General features: G+C 48.0%; 16 protein-coding genes. 5 read left to right on the top strand and 11 right to left on the bottom strand.

Going from position 1 to position 21,838, the window contains the following annotated elements; genetic code table 11:
- Nucleotides 1–94 precede the first annotated feature (94 nt).
- A complete protein-coding gene (locus B9A32_RS17450; protein WP_084071247.1) occupies nt 95–1,909 on the top strand; it encodes an acyl-CoA dehydrogenase in 1,815 nt (604 codons plus the stop codon).
- Nucleotides 1,910–2,221: 312 nt separating this feature from the next.
- On the opposite strand, the gene B9A32_RS17445 is transcribed toward B9A32_RS17450, so the two are convergent.
- The 11 genes from B9A32_RS17445 to B9A32_RS17395 form a co-directional block, all read right to left on the bottom strand.
- Nucleotides 2,222–2,884, bottom strand: a complete 663-nt coding sequence (locus B9A32_RS17445) for a peptidoglycan DD-metalloendopeptidase family protein (protein ID WP_084071246.1) — start codon at nt 2,882–2,884, stop codon at nt 2,222–2,224.
- 12 nt (nt 2,885–2,896) lie between these two features.
- A complete protein-coding gene (locus tag B9A32_RS17440) occupies nt 2,897–5,365 on the bottom strand; it encodes a radical SAM protein (RefSeq protein WP_084071245.1) in 2,469 nt (822 codons plus the stop codon).
- Nucleotides 5,362–5,691 carry a hypothetical protein gene (locus tag B9A32_RS17435; protein ID WP_139795877.1) on the bottom strand — a complete coding sequence of 110 codons (330 nt, stop codon included), beginning with the start codon at nt 5,689–5,691 and terminating at the stop codon, nt 5,362–5,364. The genes B9A32_RS17440 and B9A32_RS17435 overlap by 4 nt, the downstream gene beginning before the upstream one ends.
- 142 nt (nt 5,692–5,833) lie before the next feature.
- Nucleotides 5,834–6,931, bottom strand: a complete 1,098-nt coding sequence (locus B9A32_RS17430) for an ABC transporter ATP-binding protein (protein ID WP_212637992.1) — start codon at nt 6,929–6,931, stop codon at nt 5,834–5,836.
- Between the two features lie 69 nt (nt 6,932–7,000).
- The gene (locus B9A32_RS17425; protein ID WP_084071243.1) at nt 7,001–8,161 is read right to left on the bottom strand and encodes an extracellular solute-binding protein; all 1,161 of its coding nucleotides are present in this window, start codon (nt 8,159–8,161) and stop codon (nt 7,001–7,003) included.
- 155 nt (nt 8,162–8,316) lie between these two features.
- Nucleotides 8,317–9,114, bottom strand: coding sequence for an ABC transporter permease (locus tag B9A32_RS17420; protein WP_084071242.1), 798 nt, complete (start codon nt 9,112–9,114; stop codon nt 8,317–8,319).
- A gap of 293 nt (nt 9,115–9,407) precedes the next feature.
- On the bottom strand, nt 9,408–10,274 hold the full coding sequence (locus B9A32_RS17415) for an ABC transporter permease (RefSeq protein WP_084071241.1): 867 nt from the start codon (nt 10,272–10,274) through the stop codon (nt 9,408–9,410).
- Between the two features lie 676 nt (nt 10,275–10,950).
- Nucleotides 10,951–12,351, bottom strand: a complete 1,401-nt coding sequence (locus tag B9A32_RS17410; RefSeq protein WP_084071240.1) for a sigma-54 interaction domain-containing protein — start codon at nt 12,349–12,351, stop codon at nt 10,951–10,953.
- On the bottom strand, nt 12,344–13,951 hold the full coding sequence (locus B9A32_RS17405; RefSeq protein WP_084071239.1) for an amidohydrolase: 1,608 nt from the start codon (nt 13,949–13,951) through the stop codon (nt 12,344–12,346). The genes B9A32_RS17410 and B9A32_RS17405 overlap by 8 nt, the downstream gene beginning before the upstream one ends.
- Nucleotides 13,951–14,994, bottom strand: coding sequence for a proline racemase family protein (locus B9A32_RS17400; RefSeq protein ID WP_084071238.1), 1,044 nt, complete (start codon nt 14,992–14,994; stop codon nt 13,951–13,953). The genes B9A32_RS17405 and B9A32_RS17400 overlap by 1 nt, the downstream gene beginning before the upstream one ends.
- Before the next feature lie 132 nt (nt 14,995–15,126).
- The gene (locus tag B9A32_RS17395) at nt 15,127–16,302 is read right to left on the bottom strand and encodes a THUMP domain-containing class I SAM-dependent RNA methyltransferase (RefSeq protein WP_212637991.1); all 1,176 of its coding nucleotides are present in this window, start codon (nt 16,300–16,302) and stop codon (nt 15,127–15,129) included.
- Nucleotides 16,303–16,653: 351 nt separating this feature from the next.
- On the opposite strand from B9A32_RS17395, the gene B9A32_RS17390 reads away from it, so the two are divergent.
- The 4 genes from B9A32_RS17390 to B9A32_RS17375 all read left to right on the top strand — a co-directional run bounded on the left by B9A32_RS17390 (nt 16,654) and on the right by B9A32_RS17375 (nt 21,780).
- Entirely contained in the window at nt 16,654–17,253 is a 600-nt protein-coding gene (locus B9A32_RS17390; RefSeq protein WP_084071236.1) for a single-stranded DNA-binding protein, read from the top strand.
- A 130-nt stretch (nt 17,254–17,383) separates the two neighbouring features.
- Entirely contained in the window at nt 17,384–18,664 is a 1,281-nt protein-coding gene (locus tag B9A32_RS17385; protein WP_084071235.1) for a tyrosine-type recombinase/integrase, read from the top strand.
- Between the two features lie 4 nt (nt 18,665–18,668).
- On the top strand, nt 18,669–20,222 hold the full coding sequence (locus tag B9A32_RS17380; RefSeq protein WP_139795876.1) for a site-specific integrase: 1,554 nt from the start codon (nt 18,669–18,671) through the stop codon (nt 20,220–20,222).
- Complete coding sequence (locus B9A32_RS17375) at nt 20,215–21,780, top strand: hypothetical protein (protein WP_084071234.1); 1,566 nt, start codon at nt 20,215–20,217, stop codon at nt 21,778–21,780. Before B9A32_RS17380 ends, B9A32_RS17375 begins: the two co-directional genes overlap by 8 nt.
- Nucleotides 21,781–21,838 lie beyond the last annotated feature (58 nt).

Genomic DNA, 21,838 nt, shown 5'->3' with positions numbered 1-21,838 from the left:
ATGAAGAGCAATTCACTTATTATCTAAATTTTCAACGGTTGTAACGGCACAAAAACCACCTGCTGTCACAACTATTTTCAGGAGAGGACACCCCATGGCACAATTTATTTCTGATCGAAGGGACATTGATTTTTTACTTCATGAACTGCTGGATGCTGCATCCCTTGCTAAAAAAAGCGAAGATTTTGCTGAATTCAACAAAAAAACCATTGATCTCATTGTATCCGAGGCAAGAAATCTGGCCATCAAAGAAATTTTGCCCACCCAGCAGGAAGGAGACCAGGAAGGGTGCACTCTCAAGGACGGTGTGGTGAGCACACCAAAATCCTTTAAGCGCCTCTATGATCTTTTTAATGAAGGCGAATGGCTGGCCATGACCGAAGACCCGGAATGGGGCGGACAGGGCATGCCAAGAACCATTGCTTCTGCAGCCATGGAATATTTCAACGGTGCCAACTATCCTTTTATGATGTACCCCGGTCTCACCCACGGGGCCGGCAAGCTGGTGGAAGAGTTTGGAACCGATGAGCAAAAGAAAATCTTCCTCAAAAACATGTATTCCGGTAAATGGGCCGGTACCATGCTTCTCACTGAACCCGGTGCCGGTTCCGATGTGGGTGCATTGACCACCTCGGCTAAAAGAAATGATGACGGTACATACAGCATCACCGGTGAAAAGATATTCATTTCCGGTGGAGAGCACAATCTTACAGAAAACATCATCCATCCTGTGTTGGCCCGCATTGAAGGCGCCCCCGAGGGCACCAAGGGCATCTCTTTATTCCTGGTGCCGAAATACAGGGTCAACGAAGACGGCACTCCGGGTGAATTTAATGATGTCATCTGCACCGGCATTGAGCACAAACTTGGCATCCACGGCAACAGCACCTGCTCTCTGGCCCTTGGCAGCAACGGCAATTGCGTGGGAACCCTTCTGGGGGAAGAAAACAAGGGCATGAAGGCCATGTTTGTCATGATGAACGAGGCAAGGCTCCTGGTTGGCTACCAGGGATTTGCCTGTGCCACCTCTGCCTACATGTATGCCGTGAACTATGCAAGGGAACGGGTCCAGGGAAAAAATCTCCTGGAAATGATGAATCCCGAGGCCAAATCCGTGGCCATCATCAACCACCCTGATGTTCGGCGTCAGTTGATGAAAATGAAGGTATTAGTGGAGGGCATGCGAAGCATTCTCTACTATGTAAATTACTGTGCAGATCTTGCCGCCATTGGTGAAACCCAGGAGGAGCGGGCCAAATACCAGGGCATGGTGGAGATCCTCACCCCCATTGCCAAAGGCTATGTCACGGACCGGGCCTTTGAAGTGTGCAGCCAGGGCATGCAGGTATATGGCGGATATGGCTTTATTGAAGAATACCCCATGGCACAATTGCTGAGAGACTGCCGCATCACCCTTATTTATGAGGGTACCAACGGCATCCAGGCCATGGATCTTCTGGGCCGGAAACTTGGTATGAACAAAGGCAAACCTGTGATGGATCTTTTTGGAGAGATGCAAAAAGCCGTGGCAGGGGCCAAAGAGATTGAAGCCTTGAAAGAACAGGCAGAAAAAGTTGAGCTGGCCATGAACAGCATGGCTGAAGTGGCCATGCACATGGGACAGACAGCTATGTCCGCCAAGGTATTAAATGCCTTTGCCAATGCCCATCCCTTTCAGGATGCCGTGGGCGACGTGGTGGTGGCCTGGATGCTTCTGTGGAGAGCGTCTGTGGCAGCCCGGAAACTTGAAAAAGCCAAAAAGAAAGACAAACCCTTTTATGACGGTGTGGTTAAATCCCTGCAATTTTTTGTGGACACCCAGCTGCCCATCACCATGGGTAATCTCAAAGCCTTGAAAACCACAAGTTCTGTTGCCGTGGATATGGATGATGCCTCCTTTGGAGGTTAAAACTGACATCTCCCATTTTAGATAAATTTTAAAACATAAAAATCCCCTGATCAGTTAAGTTCGATCAGGGGATTTTCAAGTTTTAAGGTCTGCCCATGGCAGTTTACATGAAAAGGCAGCATCCAAGTTTACTTCAGCAGAGCCGCCCCCCCGATGGGCAATAGGAACCGGACAATTGAGCTGTCTACAGTTCCGGGCCGGGCCGGGCGGCGGTATAATACCATTTGGCTCCGCGTCTACGATCCCATATTTGTTGTGGGCGGAACCGAATCAGAATACGGTCCGCCCGTGGCGGTTATATAAAAACCGAATTCAAACCTTAAACAAAGACAAAGGCGAAGGACAGATTCCATCCATGACAGCCAGATCCCCGGCCGTGCAATAGCCTTTGGAAACCCAGCCCTGCTCATAGCCTTTCTGGGTAATAACTTGGAGATGGGTGTGGTAAAACCAGTTGCCGTTTTCATGGAAATCTCCAATCACAGCAAAGGTATCCCCTGCCCCAAAGGCATCCCCCACCCGGGGTAATTGTTTCCGGTTTAAATGCCCATACAGGGAATAAAAGGTTTCAAAATCATCACTGTCATGGCGCAACAGCACATTACCACCATAATTTCCCGGCCCTTCTTCGTAATCACTGTGTACCACCGTGGCATCCAGGGGGGCATGTAACTCGGCGTCCAGATTCACAATAATATCCAGGCCCAGGTGGTAATACCGCTGTTCCCTGCGCATCTGGGGATAGGTCAGCAAAGGTTCCCGGTTTTCCAGATAGGAGGCCACCCCCCAGGTGTATTGTCCATCCATCATGCCATCAAGCCATGCCTGGAAAGCCTTTTGATCATAAAGATCCACCTTGTCATACACCGGAGACCCTGCACCCAGATCCAGCACCAGGGGGTCCCCTGTCAACCCTTCAAAAATCGGACAAATCTTTACCTGATCACAATAATCAATATAGGGATATCTCATCATTCAGCCTCCAAATCAGGAAATGGGAAAATCATTGGTTTTAACAAATCCCGGCAGTTCCATAACAGGGTGTCCATCCAGATCCTGATCCACACCTTTGGGAAAGCAGAACCTTGGGTCCATGGATCGATAATAGTCTGTATCATAACAGGTGAGTTTGATCTTTAGCGCATCCCCCTGCCGGATAAATTGAGAAGTTAATCCATAATCCACCTCACCCAGGGGCGTTGCAATGATGTATCTGGGAATCTCCCGGCCCGACCCTTCCCGTCTCACCATGGTGGCAATGTCAATGACATCATAGGAATCCACGGGATGTTTTATATTCCATTGCCCCTGGACAGGCAGTCCCGCCACATAAAGATGATGAAACTCAATGCCCGATCGTCGAAGGACATAGGCCAGATCATGGATGGCGGTATCTGTGTCATTTACACCGCCCAGCAAGGGCACATTGGCGTAAACGGTGATGCCCTTGTTGTTAAGCCGCCTTGCCACGGCGGCATGGATGGGCTGAACCTCCTGATCCTGTACAAACCAGGTTTCAATTTCAAGTCGCAAGGGATTAACCACAGACAATCGGTTCAGATCCCCCAGGGTATTGACCACCCCCAGGGTGTAAATTTCTGGACTTGTTGCAAAGGCCATGGATCGCAGTCGCACGGCATTGACGTGGGAAATATCCTGCAATTGTCGAACAAATTTGGAAATAACATAAAGACTGTCCATTGCATCTTCCCTGGCCGTGACCACCACATCGGTTATCCGGCTATCTTCTGCGATGTAGGCTAACGCCTCTTTTTCCACCCCATCTGCATCCACAAGAACCCTTGTTTCATGGAGGCGGGAAAGGCCTTTAATATTTGTTTCCACCATGGAAACGTCTGTTTGACAGGTGGCAATTAATTCCTCCTTAAGGGCAGACACATCCGCATCCATTGCCAACGCATTTTTCGGGGCAACCTTAACAGGGCGTTCCCCAAGGAGGAGACTGTCATCCCCGATTTTTGCCATGTACTGGATATCAATGGTGCCCTCGGCATTGGTGCGGATATTGGTCAATTTTTCCGTCAAGGGAGCAAATACCTTAAAATATGCCGGGGTATACGGCGTTCTGATCCACACAAAATTTTCATTGTCCGCCACCCGCTCCACGGCCCAGCCACTGGTGTGCCAGTCCATCTTACCAATGGGGGTGGCCGTGCAGATCCGTGGCATCACCCGGTCTGACAAATGGGCTCTAAGGTGTTTTGCCATGTAGATACCGTCGGACAGGGATTTCCAATAAATGGAATTCCCATGGATGGGACTGCAGGGAATATAAATATAGTGCAGCTCAGCCCCGGCCCCCCGGAGAAGATGAAACAATTTCACCAGCTCAGGTCCTGTGTCATTGCAGTCACTTAAAAACGGGGTCTGGATATACACGGCAATACCATTTTTTACCAGATCAGAAATAATATCAAGGGCTTCAGGAGAAACTTCATCGGGATGAATAAAATGGGTGGCAAGCTCCATGCGTTTGCCGTTCTGCTGGAGTTCCAGACTCTTTTGCTTGAGATATTTAAGATAGGCCTTTTCATTTTCCAGAAACAGGTCTGGATAATAGGCCACCGACCGGGTGGCAAGGCGCAGGGTCTGGACATGATCCACGGCCATGAGTCCGTCAATGGTGGCGGCCATGTTGGCCCGGTTCAAAAAAGGGTCTCCCCCGGTGACCACAATCTCCTTGATGGAGGGAGAATCTGCCACATGCTTTACTGCTGCTTTTACATCTTCCACCGTGGGATTGTTTTCATTCCTGGACTCTTTATGTTTTCTGAAGCAAAACCGACAATAGACAGGGCAGCTCATATTAAGCAAAAAAATCACCCGGTTCTGGTACATCTGCTCCAGCAATCCTTCATGGAACTGACCAATCCAGGTATTGACATGGCCCACAGAACCCAGTTCTTCCACAAAGGGCATGTATTGATATGCCACATCCCGGGAGACCATCATCTGCCGAATGGTATGTCGGGAAAGGCGCACTGGATATTTATCCATGACCTTCTGGAGATCCCCCCGCCGGTCATCCGGGATATCCAGATTGGTGGTCACTTCCAGGCGCTGGGGATTTTTAATGGAAAGATACCCATGTCCCGGTATCACCCGTTCCAGCAATGCCACCAGCAGCATATGGGGAATTGTTATTTCATTTACGACCAGATGCTGTGCCCGGGCACTGCCAATGGCCCCAAACACCGCAGAAAAAAAACCCATGGCATCCGCTTCATACCCCGTGGCCCCCAAAAGTGCGGCCAGCTTGGTTTTTCCATTTCCCTGCCCTGTAACGGCAATAAATTCACGGCCACAGAACTGCGCATTTCCGTAAAATTCCAAAAATTTCACCGCACCATCCACCAAGGTGGACAATGGCACATCTGCCTCTTTTTTTGAATGCTCAAAGCGGATTGTCAGCCGCCCATCCAGATTTTCTTTCATTTTCTTATCTCTTCAGCTTTGTATAAATAATACACTGTATTTCCGGGAAACCCGAGCCCCATGATCCTGCCCAAACGCGTTTCCTCATTATCAGGCGGAATCCGTATCACTAAGTATTCCCTGGAAACATCCATGTCAATGACCTGTTGCCAAGTGTAATTCTCTTGTTTTAAACAGGCATAAACCCTGTGATCCATCTTAAACAAGGACAATCCCTGTGAGTTTCCATTGTTTTCAATGACAATATAGCTCCAAGAGGGATCCAGATGTTGCTTGACCCACAGAAAACTCTTTTTCAAGGGAATGAAATTTGAAAGTTCTGCCACGCTGTTTTCACCTTTGCCTTCGCCAAAACGCAATTTTCCTGTTAAAACGTGATGACTCCATTTTTTATGGCCGGTTTCGCAAAAAAGAAGTCATCAAGTAAAAAGGGTTGATCACAACACCGAATATATGGGAAGAATCAGCTCATGATTGCAGCAATCGACAATGAAATGGGTCCACTTTCACATACACATCGTCCCCCCGACGATAGGGAGAACGTTTCACAAAATTAATGACATGCAGCACCTGTTTTCCGGGGAGTTCCACAAAATAACTCACCTCGCCCCCCATGTAACTGCGGTCCACAATGGTGCCGTGAAAAAAATTCATATCTTCTTCCGGGGAGTGTTCGTCCTGGTACCCCAGTTTCATTTTCTGGGCACGGATCACGATTTCCGCCTTATCCCCTTTTTCAAAATTCCCCACCGGGCTCACCAGGCAACTGCTCTTATCATCCAGGCGGACTTTGAGAACATCGTTGTGTTTTTCTTCAACCACAGCACTTAAAAAATTGGAATGTCCCAAAAAATCAGCCACAAAATGGTTGGCAGAATTATTGTAAACCTCTTCGGGGGTGCCCTCCTGCTGGACAAGCCCGTCCTTCATCACCACCACCTTGTCTGACATGGAAAGAGCTTCTCTTTGATCATGGGTGACAAAAATGGTGGTCACCCCCAGTTCAGCCTGGAGATTATCAATTTCCCGGCGCATGTCTTCCCTTAAATTTTCATCCAGGGCAGACAAAGGCTCGTCCATCAACAGCACATCGGGCTCAATGACAATGGCCCGGGCCAGGGCAATGCGCTGCTGCTGCCCCCCGGAAAGCTGGGAGGGATTTCGGTTTCCCACCCCGGGAAGGCGCACCGTTTCCAGGGCTTTTTCAACCTTGTCCTTTATTTCAGATTTAGGAACAGCCCGATATTTTAACCCAAAGGCCACGTTGTCAAAAATACTTTTATGGGGAAACAGGGCATAATTCTGAAAAATCATGCCCAGATTCCGTTTATGGATGGGGGTATCATTAATGCGCTTTCCCTTGATGAAAATATCCCCACCGGTGGGTGTCTCAAGGCCTGCCAGCATGCGCAGCAAGGTGGTTTTCCCGCACCCCGAAGGCCCCAATAGCGTGACCAATGCACCTTCCGGAATTTCCAGATCCATTTTTTTCACGGCCACCACCTTGCCATACCGTTTTTCAATTCCCTGAAACCTGACAAAAGCCGGATTTTTTTCTTGTGTCAAACCATTTTCTCCCACTGTTTTAAAATACCCCTTGAGCCCTTAGCTCAAGGGGTGTTGACCTTTACGCAATCAGCCAGCCATGATCCGGTCCCACTTTTCGGCCCAGTCCAATTGATGGGCATTCCAATAGGCAGGATCGGCAAACAAGTATCCATCCAACTTTCCTGTGGGATCAAAGGCAGGAAGTTTCTTCACATCTTCGGGCATATCAATCTTGGTGGGATCCAGGCTGGTGGGATAATTCTGACCCTGGGCAACGGCAATGGATGCAGCCGGTTCCAGCATGAAGTTGAGCAGTTGCTGGGCCACATCAAGGTTTGTGCCCTTAAGCACATACATGTACTCCATCCAGGAATAGGTGCCGTCCGGGGCCAGGTACCCGATGGGATGGCCCTGTTTCTGCAATGCTGCCACCCGACCGGACCATGCCACTGTGGCATAGATATCGCCGTTGGCCAAAAGACTCATGAGTTCCGATCCCGATGCCCAATATTTCTTGATCAACCCCCGCTGTTCCTTTAAGGCATTCCACACGGCCTTCTCATCCGTGATGTTATTGGGGCTCTGACCGGTGTGCAGGGCCGCATACCACATGTTTGTCCTGAAATCACCGCCCCAGGAGCCTATCTTTCCTTTCAAGTCTTTGTCATACAACAGGGAGGCCCCCAGCTTTTCGGCTTTTTCTTTGGATATTTTATCCGTGTTGTAGGCAATACCGGTCTGGCCCAGATCGTAGGGCACGGCGGAGAGAGTCCCCTTGGAAATTTTACGCAGGGTTTCTGTCATTTTTGTCATAACATTTTTCAAATTGGGAATTTTGGCCTCATCCAGGGCCACCCCAAACCCAAGGTCGGTGTACCGGGCATAATCATACACAGCACTTAAATGGGCAATGTTAAACTCTCCCCCCGGTGGAATGGATGCTTTCACCTGGGTTAAAAAGGCATCCATGCCGGTGAAGGCTGCATCAATCACCTTGATGCCCGTGGACTTGGTAAAGGGATCAAAGGCAAATTTTCTCAATGCTTCAGAGGTGGTGCCGCCCCAGGAGTGACAGGTAATGGATTTGTCTGCGGCAAAGGCCCGGCTCACCAGTCCGGAAGGTCCGGCCATGATGCCAAGGGATGCACCGGCAATACCGACGAACTTAACAAAATCCCTGCGGGAGATATTGCCATTCTTGTAATTTTCATACACTTCGTCCAATCGTTTTTCCAAATTTTTTCCCATTCTTTTCTCCTTAATTGTTTCAGGTTAAAAACCAGGTACATCCGTTGGCAACTCAATTTTTTTTTATATGAAATGCCCCGCAAACCCGGGGAATATTTCTACCTTTGTTGTGGGCGGAACGAGGTCAGAATACGGTCCGCCCGTGGCGGTTATTTTTACTTACTTCCCCGGGCAAAGCGCCGGGTCACGTAGCCTGCCGCAAGGGGAATGGAAACGGTAAGAACAATCATCACCGCTCCCAGGGCATTGATTTCCGGACTGATGGAATTTCTCAACATACCAAATATCTTTACAGGCACCGTCTGATTCTGGGCCGTTGCCCAGAAAAGGGTTGCCGTTACATCATCAAAGGAGATGGTAAAAGAAAACAGCATGCCTGCAAAAATGGCCGGGGCCAGCAAAGGAAAGGTGATCTCCTTAAAGGTTTGAAAGGGACTGGCCCCCAGGGACAGGGCCGCTTCCTCATATTCTTTTTTTATCCCCACAAGCCTTGCCTGGACAATGAGCAGCACATAGGGCAAGGTAAGCACCACATGGCCAATGAGCAGCAAGGCAAAACTTTTGGGCTGTTGCAGCCACCGGATAAACAAAAGCAGGGCCACCCCCAACACCACCTCGGGAATCATGATGGGGGCAATGAGCAGGGTATTTAAAAAGTCTTTGCCCTTGAAATCATATCGAATGAACGCCATGGCCGCAGGAACCCCAATGGCCGTTGAAAACACCGCTGTAAATCCCCCCAGCACCAGGGAATTTTTAAAGGCATCCAGAATAGTGGCATTGCGGGAAAGCTTCACAAACCATTTAAAACTAAAGCCTTCCATGGGAAAGGTGCCAAACTGCTGGGGATTAAACGCCAGGATCACCACGGCCACAATGGGAGTGAACATCCACACATAAATCAGCAGGGTGTAAAGTTTTATCAATGACCATCCGGAAATGAATTTTTTCATATTAGATCCTTACGTTTTTTTTACACAATTGCCATGCCCGGGCCGGGCCTACCCACAACAAAGCCTGAAACACACCCCTGATTTGAGGCGTATTTCATATAAACGAGCATCTCCTGGCGAACACAACAAATATAGGGTCGTAGACGCGGAGCTAAATGGTATTATACCGCCGCCCCCCGACGGGCAATGGGCCCGGACCGGAACTGTAGACAGCTCAATTGTCCGGTTCCTATTGCCCGTCGGGGGGCGGCTCTGCTGAGGTTGCCCGGGGGTTTTATGGTTAATAAAAACCGTCATGAATTACTCATGGATTTAAAAATCTGATTGATACCCAGGTACCGGTTGTAGGTGTAAACAATGAGAATCAGCAATAAGAGCAAAATGGTGCTGATGGCAGATCCAAAGGGCCAGTCCAGGGTGCCGATAACCCGCTTGAAAATCAAATTGGCAATCATGCCGTTGCCCGGTCCCCCAAGAATCATGGGGGGCAGATAGGTACCGCAGGTGAGGACAAACACCAGAAGACACCCGGCACTCACACCGGGCAGGCTCAGGGGAAGCGTCACCTCTCGAAATGCCTGCCATTCGGTGCACCCCAGACTTTTGGCAGCCTCCACAAGACTTTTATCAATGCCGTCCAGGCTCACATAGATGTTCATTATCATAAAGGGCAACAGATACTGTAAAAGTCCCATGATAACGGCCCCCTCATTGTACAGCATGGCAAGGGGACTTTTAATGATACCCATATTCATCAAGAGATGATTGATTAAACCGGAATCCCCCAGTATGTTGATCCAGCTCAGGGTCCGGATGATGAAGCTGATCCAGAACGGCAGCATGACCAGCACCATGAGGTAGGGCTTGAACCGTGATTCGGTCTTATAAAAAAAATAGGCTGGAATATACCCCATGATCAGACAGAAAAAAACAGTTTCCAGGGCCACCCTCAGGGTTTTCAAAAGAATGGAGGGATAAAAGAAATCTGCGAAAAACTTGGCGTAATTTCCCATCTGAAAGGCAGGGATATCCTGCCCGCTGGGGGCCCTTAGCCAGAAACTGTAAACAATGACAAAACAGACCGGAACCACCAGAAGTAAAAAAACAGCTGCCAGTGAAGGAGATAACAATAACCACGGTTTCCATGTTTTTTCTTTCATGAAGGATGTCCTGTATTTTCTATTTTAATCCCAAAGACCATCGTAAATATTTGGCCGTCACCATGGAGGGGTAAAGAAAGAACAATTGTTATGAATCTTAAAAACTCAACTTTCGGGCTTCATTTCAAAGCCGGCATTTTTAAATGTACCGATGGGGTCAGTGTGCCGACGGGGTCAGGCTTTTGTTATTGATGTTATCGACCAGGGCCTTTGCCAACGAAAAAAGCCTCGATAATGTCAATAACGAAAGCCTGACCCCACCACGAAATGCGAACACCGAAAGTTGAGTTAAAAATTAATTAACATTACAATTAACATGCCGCCACCGACGATTTATTGTAAACTACTGAATTAAAAGTAATTTTAACAACCAAATTTCTAACACAAAAAATAAAAATCGGCATTTAATTCATTAATGAATCATCCCTAAAAGCTCAACATCCTGATTTTAAAGACAATACAAAAAAGATTTAATTATGAATCTAAGCATATTCTCCAAAACATATTATTGAAAGGGGTTTTGAAGACTTTGATCTAAATGTGAATCAAGAAATTAAAATACCTCTATTTTTCTATTCCGGCGATCCTGTTTCCAATGTGGTACCCGGAATAAGATCCACAAATTCACCGGCATGGTGAAAGTGACGATCAAGCTGTGTCACGATGACGACAAGTGTTATTTCTTTAACCTGCCCATACTGTGTTTTTTCAGTTTCCTGACAACGGTGGGCTGACTGATGCCAAGAAATTCGGCAATCTCCCGGGTGGTACGACATTGCTGAACCGCCTGCCGGAGCATATCATGCTCCACAGCCATGAGTTTTCCCGGAAGATCCGTGGGATTTTTGGTGGATTTAACCGGCGAAATGCAGCGCCCGGCAGGTGCAGTGGCATGGATAATATAATCGTCAAGAGACCTTCCATCGCACATGACAACGGCCTGCTTGACGATATTAATCAGTTCCCGAACATTACCGGGAAATTCATATGCTTTCAGGGCATCAAAGGCTTTATACCCCATATGTGTCCGGCGACGGTATCTTTTGTTATACTTTTTAAGACAAAGATTTACCAGCTCCAGGATATCCTCGGGCCGCTCCCGCAAAGGAGGAATGGAAAGGGGGAAGGTGTTCAGACGGTGCAACAGATCCAGACGGAACTGTTTTGTGGCAACCCTTTGGTTCAAATCCCGGTTGGTGGCGGCAATGATGGTACAATCGATCTTTTTTCCCGTGGTACCGCCAATGGGCATTATTTCGTGATCGTCCAGACACTTTAATAATTTCGCCTGGACCCGGGGGGGCATCTCTCCAATTTCATCCAGAAACAATGTGCCTCCGGATGCCAGGGTAAAAAGGCCGGGTTTACCCGTTTCCTTTGCTCCGGTGAACGCCCCCTTTGTATAACCGAACAGCTCTGCCTCCAAAAGATTTTCCGGCAGGGCTGCACAATTTATCTGCATAAAGGTTTTTTTTCGCCGGGAGCTGTGGGCGTGGATGAATTTGGCCAGCAACCCTTTACCTGTGCCGGATTCTCCTTGGATAAGAATATGGGAGGCATCAATGCCGGCAAGTTTAAGGGCCAGATGCAGGGTCTGCTTCATGGGATTGCTTTCAGCCACAATATTGTTCTCTTTCAATTCCAGCAGACTTAATTCCGTGAGTTCATTTCGTATTTTCTCGGATTCCTGCCGGGTGCGGTCAAGCTCCTGACGCATGTTTTCAATAAGAGAAATATCCCGTTCATTCACCACCACAAAGGCAATGTCATGATTGGTGTCAAACACCGGAGTCCCCGTGACCAGAAGCGTATACCCCGATTTAGGGGTGACCTGGACCACACTGACCTGACGACTGGTTTCCAGCACCTCCTGGGTGGCAGATCTGTCCAGCTGTCCTTCTTTAACAAGACTGGCCACCTTCTTTCCCAACACCTCGGAGGCTTTAATTCCATTGAGTCGTTCAGCACTGCGGTTCATTTTAAGTATTCTGCCCTGGGCATCACAAATCATCAAACCATCGGCTGACTGATCAAAAATAGCCCTTAGATACCCAACATCAAGATCGTTGTCATCCATGGACCACCCGGCCGTTGAAAAGGGTCATGACCACCTTGGTATCAAGGATGTCTTCCGGAGGTATTTTAAATATATTTCGATCGGTTACCACCATATCCGCCAGTTTTCCAGGGGTTATGGAACCCAGAGATTCCCCACAGCCGGATGCCCGGGCCGGGGTCAAAGAATATCCCTTCACCGCCTCAGCCACCGTGAGAGCCTGTTCCATGTACCATCCCTTCCCTGGGATTTTATCTGCACGTTTCCGGTTCACCGCCGCATAAATCCCGGCAAAGGGGTTGGGGTCTGCCACCGGGGCGTCGGAACTGAGCATCATGGGCACACCACTGTCCAGGATATTTTTAAGATTGTAGGCATATCTTGCCCGTTCTCCCACGCATTGGTCAATCATGGAGATATCAATGCTTAAATTGGCCGGTTGACAGGAAACGGCCAGATTCTTTAATGTGGCCAAACGATGAAGATCCTGCGGCAGGATCATCTGGACATGCTCCACCCGGTGGGGAATTGTGCACCGGCTGAGCCCCCGGGCTTCAATCCGGGCATACATATCAATAATTTCATGGCAGGCCCGATCTCCCACAGCATGGACCATGCAAGAAAGTCCGGCCCCATCGGCCAGCCCCACCGCAGCTTCAATCTCCTCCACCGGGGTCAGGGCCATGCCATAGGCGGCATCTATATATTTTTCCGTGACCCATGCGGTGCGGGCCCCCATGCCCCCATCTGCAAAAAATTTCAAGTGCCCGATTTTCAACAGATCATCACCAAACCCGGTGTGAAAGCCCAGAGCAGCGGCCTGTTGTGTCATTTCACCGGGCAAAGAGACATGACACCGAAGGGCAAGTTTCCCCCGGGCATGAAGGGTCTGCCACGCCTGAAGTGCTGTGGCGCCTTCTTCTCCTCCCATGAGACGAATATCATGTATTCCGGTCAATCCCAGGGCATGGGCCTGGGACATTCGTTTTTCCATATTGCAAAGCAGCTCAGCTTCCGGCAGCTCCGGCAGGGCGTCCCTTATCAGGTTCGGGGCCAATTCTTTGAGTACCCCCGTGGGCCTTTTCGATGCATCCCTTACAATAACGCCATCCCGGGGCTCCGGGGAGTGCCTGTCAATTCCGGCAAGTTTCAGGGCCATGGAGTTGGCCACGGCCAGGTGAAGATCGCACCGCCAGATGCACACCGGATGGCAGGGGGCCACCCGATCAAGATCTTCTCTGTCAGGCATTTTGTTTTCCGGCCAATCGGATTCATTAAATCCCTGGCCCAATATCCAACGACCCGGCGGCAGAACAGACGCTTTTCCCTGTATGGCATTTTCCATATCTTTAAAACTGAAAACTGATGAAAAATCAATGCTGTCGCAATTTAATGCCCATTCATAAAAATGAAAATGGGTATCTGTAAATCCAGGCAGCAGCAATTGCTGCTCCAGATTAATTTTCCGGGTCCCGGGACCGGCCAGGGCAAGCACCTCTTTGTCCCCACCCACTGCTTGAATATATTTACCGCATATGGCAACGGCGCTGGCGTGGGGCACCTCTTCATCCAGGGTACAAACACTTGCATTAAACACAATCAGATCAGGAAATGCTGGCATCAAATAATAAATCCTTGTTTAAACGGGTCTGTTTTATCCATGACAAAATGGTGGATGCCGGTGACCCATGCCCGGCCTTTGATCCGGGTGACCATGGCCTCCAGGTCTCCAATGCAGGTTTTATCCACAAGGGAAGCCTCAAACGTGGTTCCCAGAGGACTTGCATTGATATACGGCTGGTGCATGCCGATTTTACCATAATGGTGAAGCAGGGTCAGTTTGGCTGCCGTGCCGGTACCGCAGGGAGATTGATCCATATGGCTTTCACCATAAATCACCATGCCCCTGCCCCCGGTGGCCGGGGTTTCATTGGTAGATTCATAAAACTCAGTAACATCCACGGTGGTGACATCCCATCGAACAGGATGCACCACCTTAAGCTGCTCATTGGCAGCATCAATGATTTTCATGCCAAGGTCCACCAGCACATTTTTATTTTCAAGTACCGGCGAAAGGTTCAGCTGTTCCGTGTCCACCATGGCAAAAAAACCTCCGGTGCACACCAGATCAATGCAAAGTTTTCCAAATCCCTCCACTGTGATCTCCTTTGCAGTATCGTACACAAAAGAAGGGACCATATCCATGGCCACGGAGACCACCTCTTGCTCCTGGCATGTTACCTCCACGGTCATGAGCCCCGACGGTGTGTCCACCCCGATAACGTTGTTGCCCTCTTTTAATTTAAGATAACCGAATTGGGCAAGGGTTACCACAGCGCCAATGGTGGCATGTCCGCACAGGTAAGGATATCTTTTTGCATCCATATATAAGAGGCCAAAGGCAGCCTCCGGTGTCACATTATCGGTGACCATGGCGGCCAGAATTTCACCCCCCCGGGGGGCTCTTGTCAAAAAACATCGCACATCATCGTGATGGGTTTTAAAGTAGTTGAGCTTTTCTGTCATGGTGATACCGGGGATATTTCCCAGCCCGTCCACAATCAAACGGGTGCCCTCCCCTTCGGTGTGGGAATCAATGGTGGTGATGACATCACCGAAACGATTATCTGGAATTTTACCTGGAATCTTAATTGATGAAATCATGCATACCCCTTAAAAGCAAATCAGATATCCTTGGTTGACTTATGCCGGATGAACTTACTTTTTCCGACCCATTGATGTAATCATCAATCCCCCATGTGAAGCATCAAACTATTGACAAATCCCCCCTCTTACTTACACCCGCCCAATGGCGGCATGAAGCTCAAGCCCCCCATGGAACAAAGGCATCCAACGATGGGAAAAAGAAAACGATTCCGCCAGCTGCCGGTCCGGCATGATAATGACAACCGTCCACCCCTTGAAATCAGATTCCAGTTTTTCACCGATTTGTTTATATAATGCTTTTATGGTTGCAGGGCTTCCAATGCGTTTACCATAGGGGGGATTTAATACAGCCACTCCGGGACCGGAAGAAAGAACATCAGGCCTCAAAGCAAAAAAATCACTTGGAAACACCTGGATGGTGGATGACAGATCAAATTCCTCCACCGTCTTTTCCAGGGCCTCCACGCATTGCAAATCAAGATCAGATGCAAACACAGTGGGTTCGCTTAAAAGTTTTATCTGTTTTGTGGCCTCATTTTTTAAATAGTGCCACTGCTTTTCACTGAAGCAGGGCCATTGCTCAAAGCTAAAAAAGCGAAACAATCCTGGGGCCATGTTTCGGGTGATCATGGCAGCCTCCAGGGAAAAGGAGCCTGATCCACACATACCGTCAATGAGACGTTTTCCCGGGGTATATTCAGCCGCAGAAAGAAGGGCAAAGGCCAGGGTTTCTCTCAGGGGGGCTGCCCCCACATATTTTTTAAGCCCCCGCTTGTAAAGGCCGTCACCACTGCTGTCCAAAGAAATCTCAAACCGATCATCCTCCCCCCGGATTAAAATCCGTTGGCTGGCACTTTGAATTCCCCGGGCAACAGAGCTGTTTCTTTCATGGGGTAATTGATCAAAATAATCCAGGATCTGTTTTTCCACCCTCTGGGAAATGGCATCACTGTGGTATAATCGGCAATGGCGGGTGACCGCATCGCAGGAAAAGGCAATACCTTTTTTTAAGTATAACTCCCATTCGATCTCCTGAAGCCGTTTTTCCAGGGTTCTGAAATTTTCCGCCTTAAACCCGGCAATGCGCATGGTGATCCGGGAAGGGCTTCGAAGGTAAAGGTTGGCTTTATAGCAGTCTTGAACAGTGCCGGAAAACTCCACTCCGCCGGGAATCATGTTTACATTTTTCAAATCGGGCATCTGCTGAATAAGTTCCCGGTGGCACAGACGTTTTAACCCCGGTGCACAGGCTGCAAAAAATATATGATCCCGTGCGGTGATTCTTCTTTTGATTCTTTTTTCCAAAGCTATTTTTTTCATCTTCTTCATATACCCCGCTCAGTATAGCATGTAAAGATCATTATTATACATCCACACCCACTTGCTTGTGGGTTACCCGGATTAAAAGGGATATGATGAGCTGTGTCATGGGAAAACCCACCGCTATCTGATTTTATGGCTGGATTTTAAGCTGTTATCTGTTTTACCGGCCCGGCTTTTCATGACAAAGCAGATGATATTCCCTATGAAAAATGAAAACAATTCCTTTATGCATGACCGGTCTGACAAGGAAGCGGATATTTGACAGGCGTATCAGATTAAGGTACAAAACCCAATGTGTAAAAGTAGATAAATATTAATGAACAGGAGGATCACATGGCAGGCGTAAATAAAGTAATCATAGTGGGAAATCTGGGGCGTGATCCCGAAATCCGATATTCCCAGCAGGGAACGGCCGTTGTAAAACTGGCAGTTGCCACCAGTGATGTGTGGACCGATAAAAACACTGGACAGCGCCAGGAAAAAACCGAATGGCACCGGGTCACCGTTTTCGGGAAAATGGGTGAAAATTGCGAGCGATACCTGTCCAAGGGACGTCAGGTCTACGTGGAGGGAAAACTCCAGACATCCACATATGAAAAAGAAGGCCAAACCCACTACAGTACTGATATTATTGCCAATAACGTTCAATTCCTCGGCGGTGGCGGGGGAGCTGCTGGTGGCGGAGGATACCAAGGTGGACAAGGCGGCGGTGGTGGCTATCAACCCCAGGGTGGCGGCGGCTATCAACCCCAGGGCGGTGGCGGATACCAAAACGGCGGCCAGGGTGGAGGTGGGTATCAACCTCCGCACCCCCCCCAGGGCGGCGGAGCTTCCCCTGACAGTGGATATCAGGGCGGAGCAGGTCCCGGGACCAGCCCGGCTGATCCGGGTATGACGGGTGGTGGTCAAGGTGATGATGACATTCCGTTCTGAAAATGACCTAATATAAATATGTAAACAAAATGGCGTAATTTATTAAAATTACGCCATTTTTAGATTTACACTCTCACAATTATAGTTTATACTATTTTGTAGTGAACAGTACTCATATGGAGTGTAAACTATGCCCAGTCCTTTTTATATCAAATGGCTCAGGTTTGATGATGGAGAAAGATTTCCCATCCTTATAAAAAAAGCAGATGGAAAGCCTCTATTTTTACCAACTGTATACACCATCGCCATCCAAAGATCTTCAGGCAAGTCCTCGGCAACATTGGCAGCCAATCTCCGGGCGATCATGCATCTCTACACCTGGGCATATGCAAACACCATTAACATTGATGTGCGTTTTTCAGATCAAGATTTGCTCGGCATCGTGGAAATTGAGAGTTTGGTTTCTGTAGCTGGTCTTACCTATGGCCAACTCTGCAAAGATATTGAAAACTTCCCGGAATTGTCTAAACCCGGCGTTACAAACGGTATCTATCCCATTGAAAAATATCGAAAATCCGTTCATACCCAGATCTGTACCGTTGATAACAAAACAAAACTGATCCGCCTTTTATATATCCGGGACTACCTGGATTGGCTTGCTCAACAGCAGATGCCTAAGATCTCACCACAATCAAAAGCACACTCTTTGTTTAAAACCTCCCGTTTGCAGATGAGAGAAGCCATCCAGGCCAGATTGCCGGCGAGCAAGGGGCGCAATTTAAAAGGTAGTCGGGAAGGACTTGACCCTGACATCCAGAAGCGACTTATGGATGTCATCCGCCCCGATTCTCCTGAAAACCCCTGGCGGTATCCCGAAGTGCGGGTCAGAAATCGCCTTTTTATTTTAATGATGCTTGTTCTGGGAGCCAGAAAAGGGGAGTTGCTCCTGACCCGCATCAAAGATATTAATTTTCAATCCAATGAACTGCTGATCAGGAGAGTTCCTGACGACCTGGACGATCCACGATCTTATGAACCCAACGCCAAGACCCGTGACCGAATCCTTCCCTTTGAGGATGACCTTGCAGCACTGATTGAGGATTATATCTTAAATGTACGAAATAAAACGCCTGGTGCTGGCAGACATGAGTTCCTGTTTACTGCAACAGGTACTGGGCAACCCCTGTCATTGGCTGGTATTACAAAAGTGTTCAGAACCCTGCGAAATAAAATATCCGATTTGCCGGACAACCTTACTAGCCATGTTTTAAGACATACATGGAATGATAGATTTTCAGAAATAATGGAACAAAATAATGTTTCCGAGGCTGAAGAGAAGAAGCTACGCTCCTATTTAATGGGTTGGTCTGAATTTTCCGGTATGGCCGCGACATACACGAAAAGATATGTCAGGAAAAAAGCGAATGAAGCGTCCTTGGAACTACAGAAAAAATTAATGAAAAAGGAGTAAAGTCATGAATCCTTTAAAATCTGCTGTACCAGTGAACGAGTTGTTGTCACTACCAGAATTGGCAATAAGCAGGAGTGGTTTCCAATTTTACCCCCAGGATGACAAATGGGTGATTGCCGACCTCAGTCACAATATCTGCCTGGATTTTAATAAGTTTGGCAGATATTGTGACTCAAACTTAGTTCAAGCCTTTAAAAAAGTAATTCTCTTTTATATTGAACAAAAATCAGCCAGTTTTTCTGACAACATTTTTTTCTATTTCTGGAAATTTGTTGAGGGGGTTTACTCTGACAAATTATTGTCCACGATCAGCAGTACCCATATCATAAACTACAAAGACAAGCTTTCTGCTAAAAAAGAATATTATCTTACAGTTTTGGCGGGATTCTTTAAAAAATGGCATGCCCTCGGTTATCCGGGAATTCAACCGGAAGTACCGGCCCTGCTCAACCAGTTACGACTCAGGGGAAACTTTAAGGGGGAAGCGGTTCTGACCATGGACCCGGAAAAAGGACCCTTTACAGAAATTGAATTGCATGGAATCTATGGGGCGCTGCACGATGCCTATTCCCAGGACAAAATTCAAACCCACCAGTATGTCTTGACCCTTTTATACATGGCACTGGGACCAAGAAATATCCAGCTTGCTGCCTTAAAAATAAAGGATCTTACAGTCCTTAAAGCAAAGGACGGCTCTTCCAGCTACCTGCTCAAGGTGCCAAGGGCCAAGCAAAGGGGACAAAATATTCGGGAGGAATTGAAATCCCGTGCCCTGGACCATGACCTTGGTCGACTTTTAGAAATTCATATTGAAAATATAAAAAAATATCATCGGGAGAATTTAACCGACAAAATTGATGCTGAAGAGCTTCCAATCTTTCCAAACTGGTTGAGTTCAAACCCGGTGGGATTCAGTCATCATTGCAATGGAACATATCTGTACAATGAGATAGTCAGGATATTTCAAAAACTGAAGGTGACTTCAGAAAGAACCGGAAAAAAAATCAAAGTCTCACCCACCCGTTTTCGCAGAACCATTGGCACCCGTGCTGCCATGGAGGGCCATGGCGAACTTATTATTGCTGATCTTCTGGATCATAGTGATATTCAGAATGTGGGTGTCTATGTTGAGGCAACGCCGGAAATCATAGAACGAATTGATAAGGCCATTGCATTGCAGTTGGCACCCATGGCCCAGGCATTTATGGGCATTATTATTGAAGATGAGTCAAAGGCAAAACGGGGTGATGACCCTGCCAGCAGAATTAGAAACCCCAATATAGCATCACCCAAAGGCGGAGGTGTCGGCACCTGTGGAAAGTATGGTTTCTGCGGGGCCTATGCCCCCATTGCCTGTTACACCTGCCGGAAATTTCAGGCCTGGCTTGACGGTCCCCATGAAATAGTGCTTGAAGAGCTCATTTCAAAACGTGAAAGGACTCTGGAGCAGACCGGTGATGAAAGAATTGCCTTTGTTAACGACAGAACCATTCTTGCAGTGGCAGACGTGGTCCAAAAATGCAAGGAGATCAAACTGAAGGGGGCAGGTCATGTCTGATATCATTCAATTTATTCCAAGAAATGAGTGTGATGCCGCCCATAACCTCAAAGGCTTTATTGACCTGTGCCGTAATGAACTGACCATCTTTGGGGAAGATCTGGACTGGGATGCTGGTGTTTGGGATGTGACACCCTGGGTATTTATTTCAGGTCGTAAGGGGCGGGTGGCTTTAACATGGAGCAACCATGACACCTCAAAACAGAAAACGGGCGCACTCCTTTCTCTACCGTTTTTGAATTTTGCCAAATCCTATATGCGGTATCAGCATGGCATGAAACCCACCAAGATCGTTGGCTTTAGGCTATCGGCCCTGCGTGCTTTAGAACGAGCCCTATTGGAGCTTCACGGAGATTCAAAGGTTGAACGATCAGACGCTGAAGTCTTCAATCGTTCAGCCCAGCTTATTCGGGATAAATTTAAAGCCTCCACCTCCTACCGAATCGGCTCTCAGCTTGGGATGATCTCACACTTTCTGGTTGAAAATAAGCTGGTGGCCCACGCTTTTATATGGAAAAACCCCCTGAAGCGCTCCCAAGATAAAAACCGGGTGGGAAAGAAGGCAGACGAGGACCGATTGAACAAATTACCATCTGAAGCCGGTCTTTCTGCCCTGCCCCATGTTTATAATTTAGCCACAGAGGCACCTGATATCATTAGCACCTCAATCGTCGCTGTTCTCTGCGGCGCATCGGATCGCATCAATGAGGTATTCCAACTCCCGGTGGATTGTGAGGTCCATGAGAAACAACCAGATGGTAGTGAAGCCTATGGACTCAGATGGTGGCCCTCCAAGGGAGCCGCCCCCATGGTCAAATGGATTATCGGAACCATGGTGGACGTAGTAAAGGATGCCGTCTCAAAACTTCGAAAAGAGACAGAAGAAGCCCGCAGGATGGCCAGATGGTATGAAGAAAATGCCAACAGGGTTTATCTGCCTGAAGACTGCCTACATTTAAAAGGTGAAAAATTAATCACTGGAAAGGATGTCAGTAAAATCATTGGGCTGGCCCAGCCGGACGAGGGTATTCGATGGGCACGGAATGTTGGAGTAAAAGAAATAAAATCTGGACATCACATCTATTTTAATTTCCATGAATTTGAAAAGGCCATCATTAAAATGCTCCCAAAGCATTTTCCTTTTTTAAATCCAGAAACAAGCCTTAATTACAGCGGGGCTCTACTTGTGGTTCCCAGGAATGTTTTCCACCCCAGAAGAGTTGCATACCGTTGCATGTTTGAAACCGTTACCACTGACACCATAAACAATCAGCTGGGTGCAGGCCAAAAACATGGTAAAGCATCTGTCTTCAGTCGTCTTGGATTTACTGAGCCTGACGGCAGCCCCATCGTTATCACCTCTCACCAATTCAGGCACTGGCTAAACACCCTGGCCCAAAGGGGCGGCCTCAGTCAACTTGATATTGCCAAATGGTCCGGGCGAAAGGATATTCGCCAGAACGAGGTTTATGACCATGTTACGCCCCATGAGTTCTCTCTAACCCCCTATATAATGTGGAAACTTTTTGCTCGTAATCGGGTAATAAAAAATGCCTGAAAGGAGCATAAAAATGAGCAGAGAAAAATTGAGAAGTTACAGTACAGAATTCAAGGCC

It is taken from the genome of Desulfocicer vacuolatum DSM 3385, assembly GCF_900176365.1.
In the GTDB taxonomy this organism is placed as follows: domain Bacteria; phylum Desulfobacterota; class Desulfobacteria; order Desulfobacterales; family Desulfobacteraceae; genus Desulfocicer; species Desulfocicer vacuolatum.
Note: the sequence above shows the minus strand (reverse complement) of the source record. Positions and strands in the feature narration are given on the sequence as shown.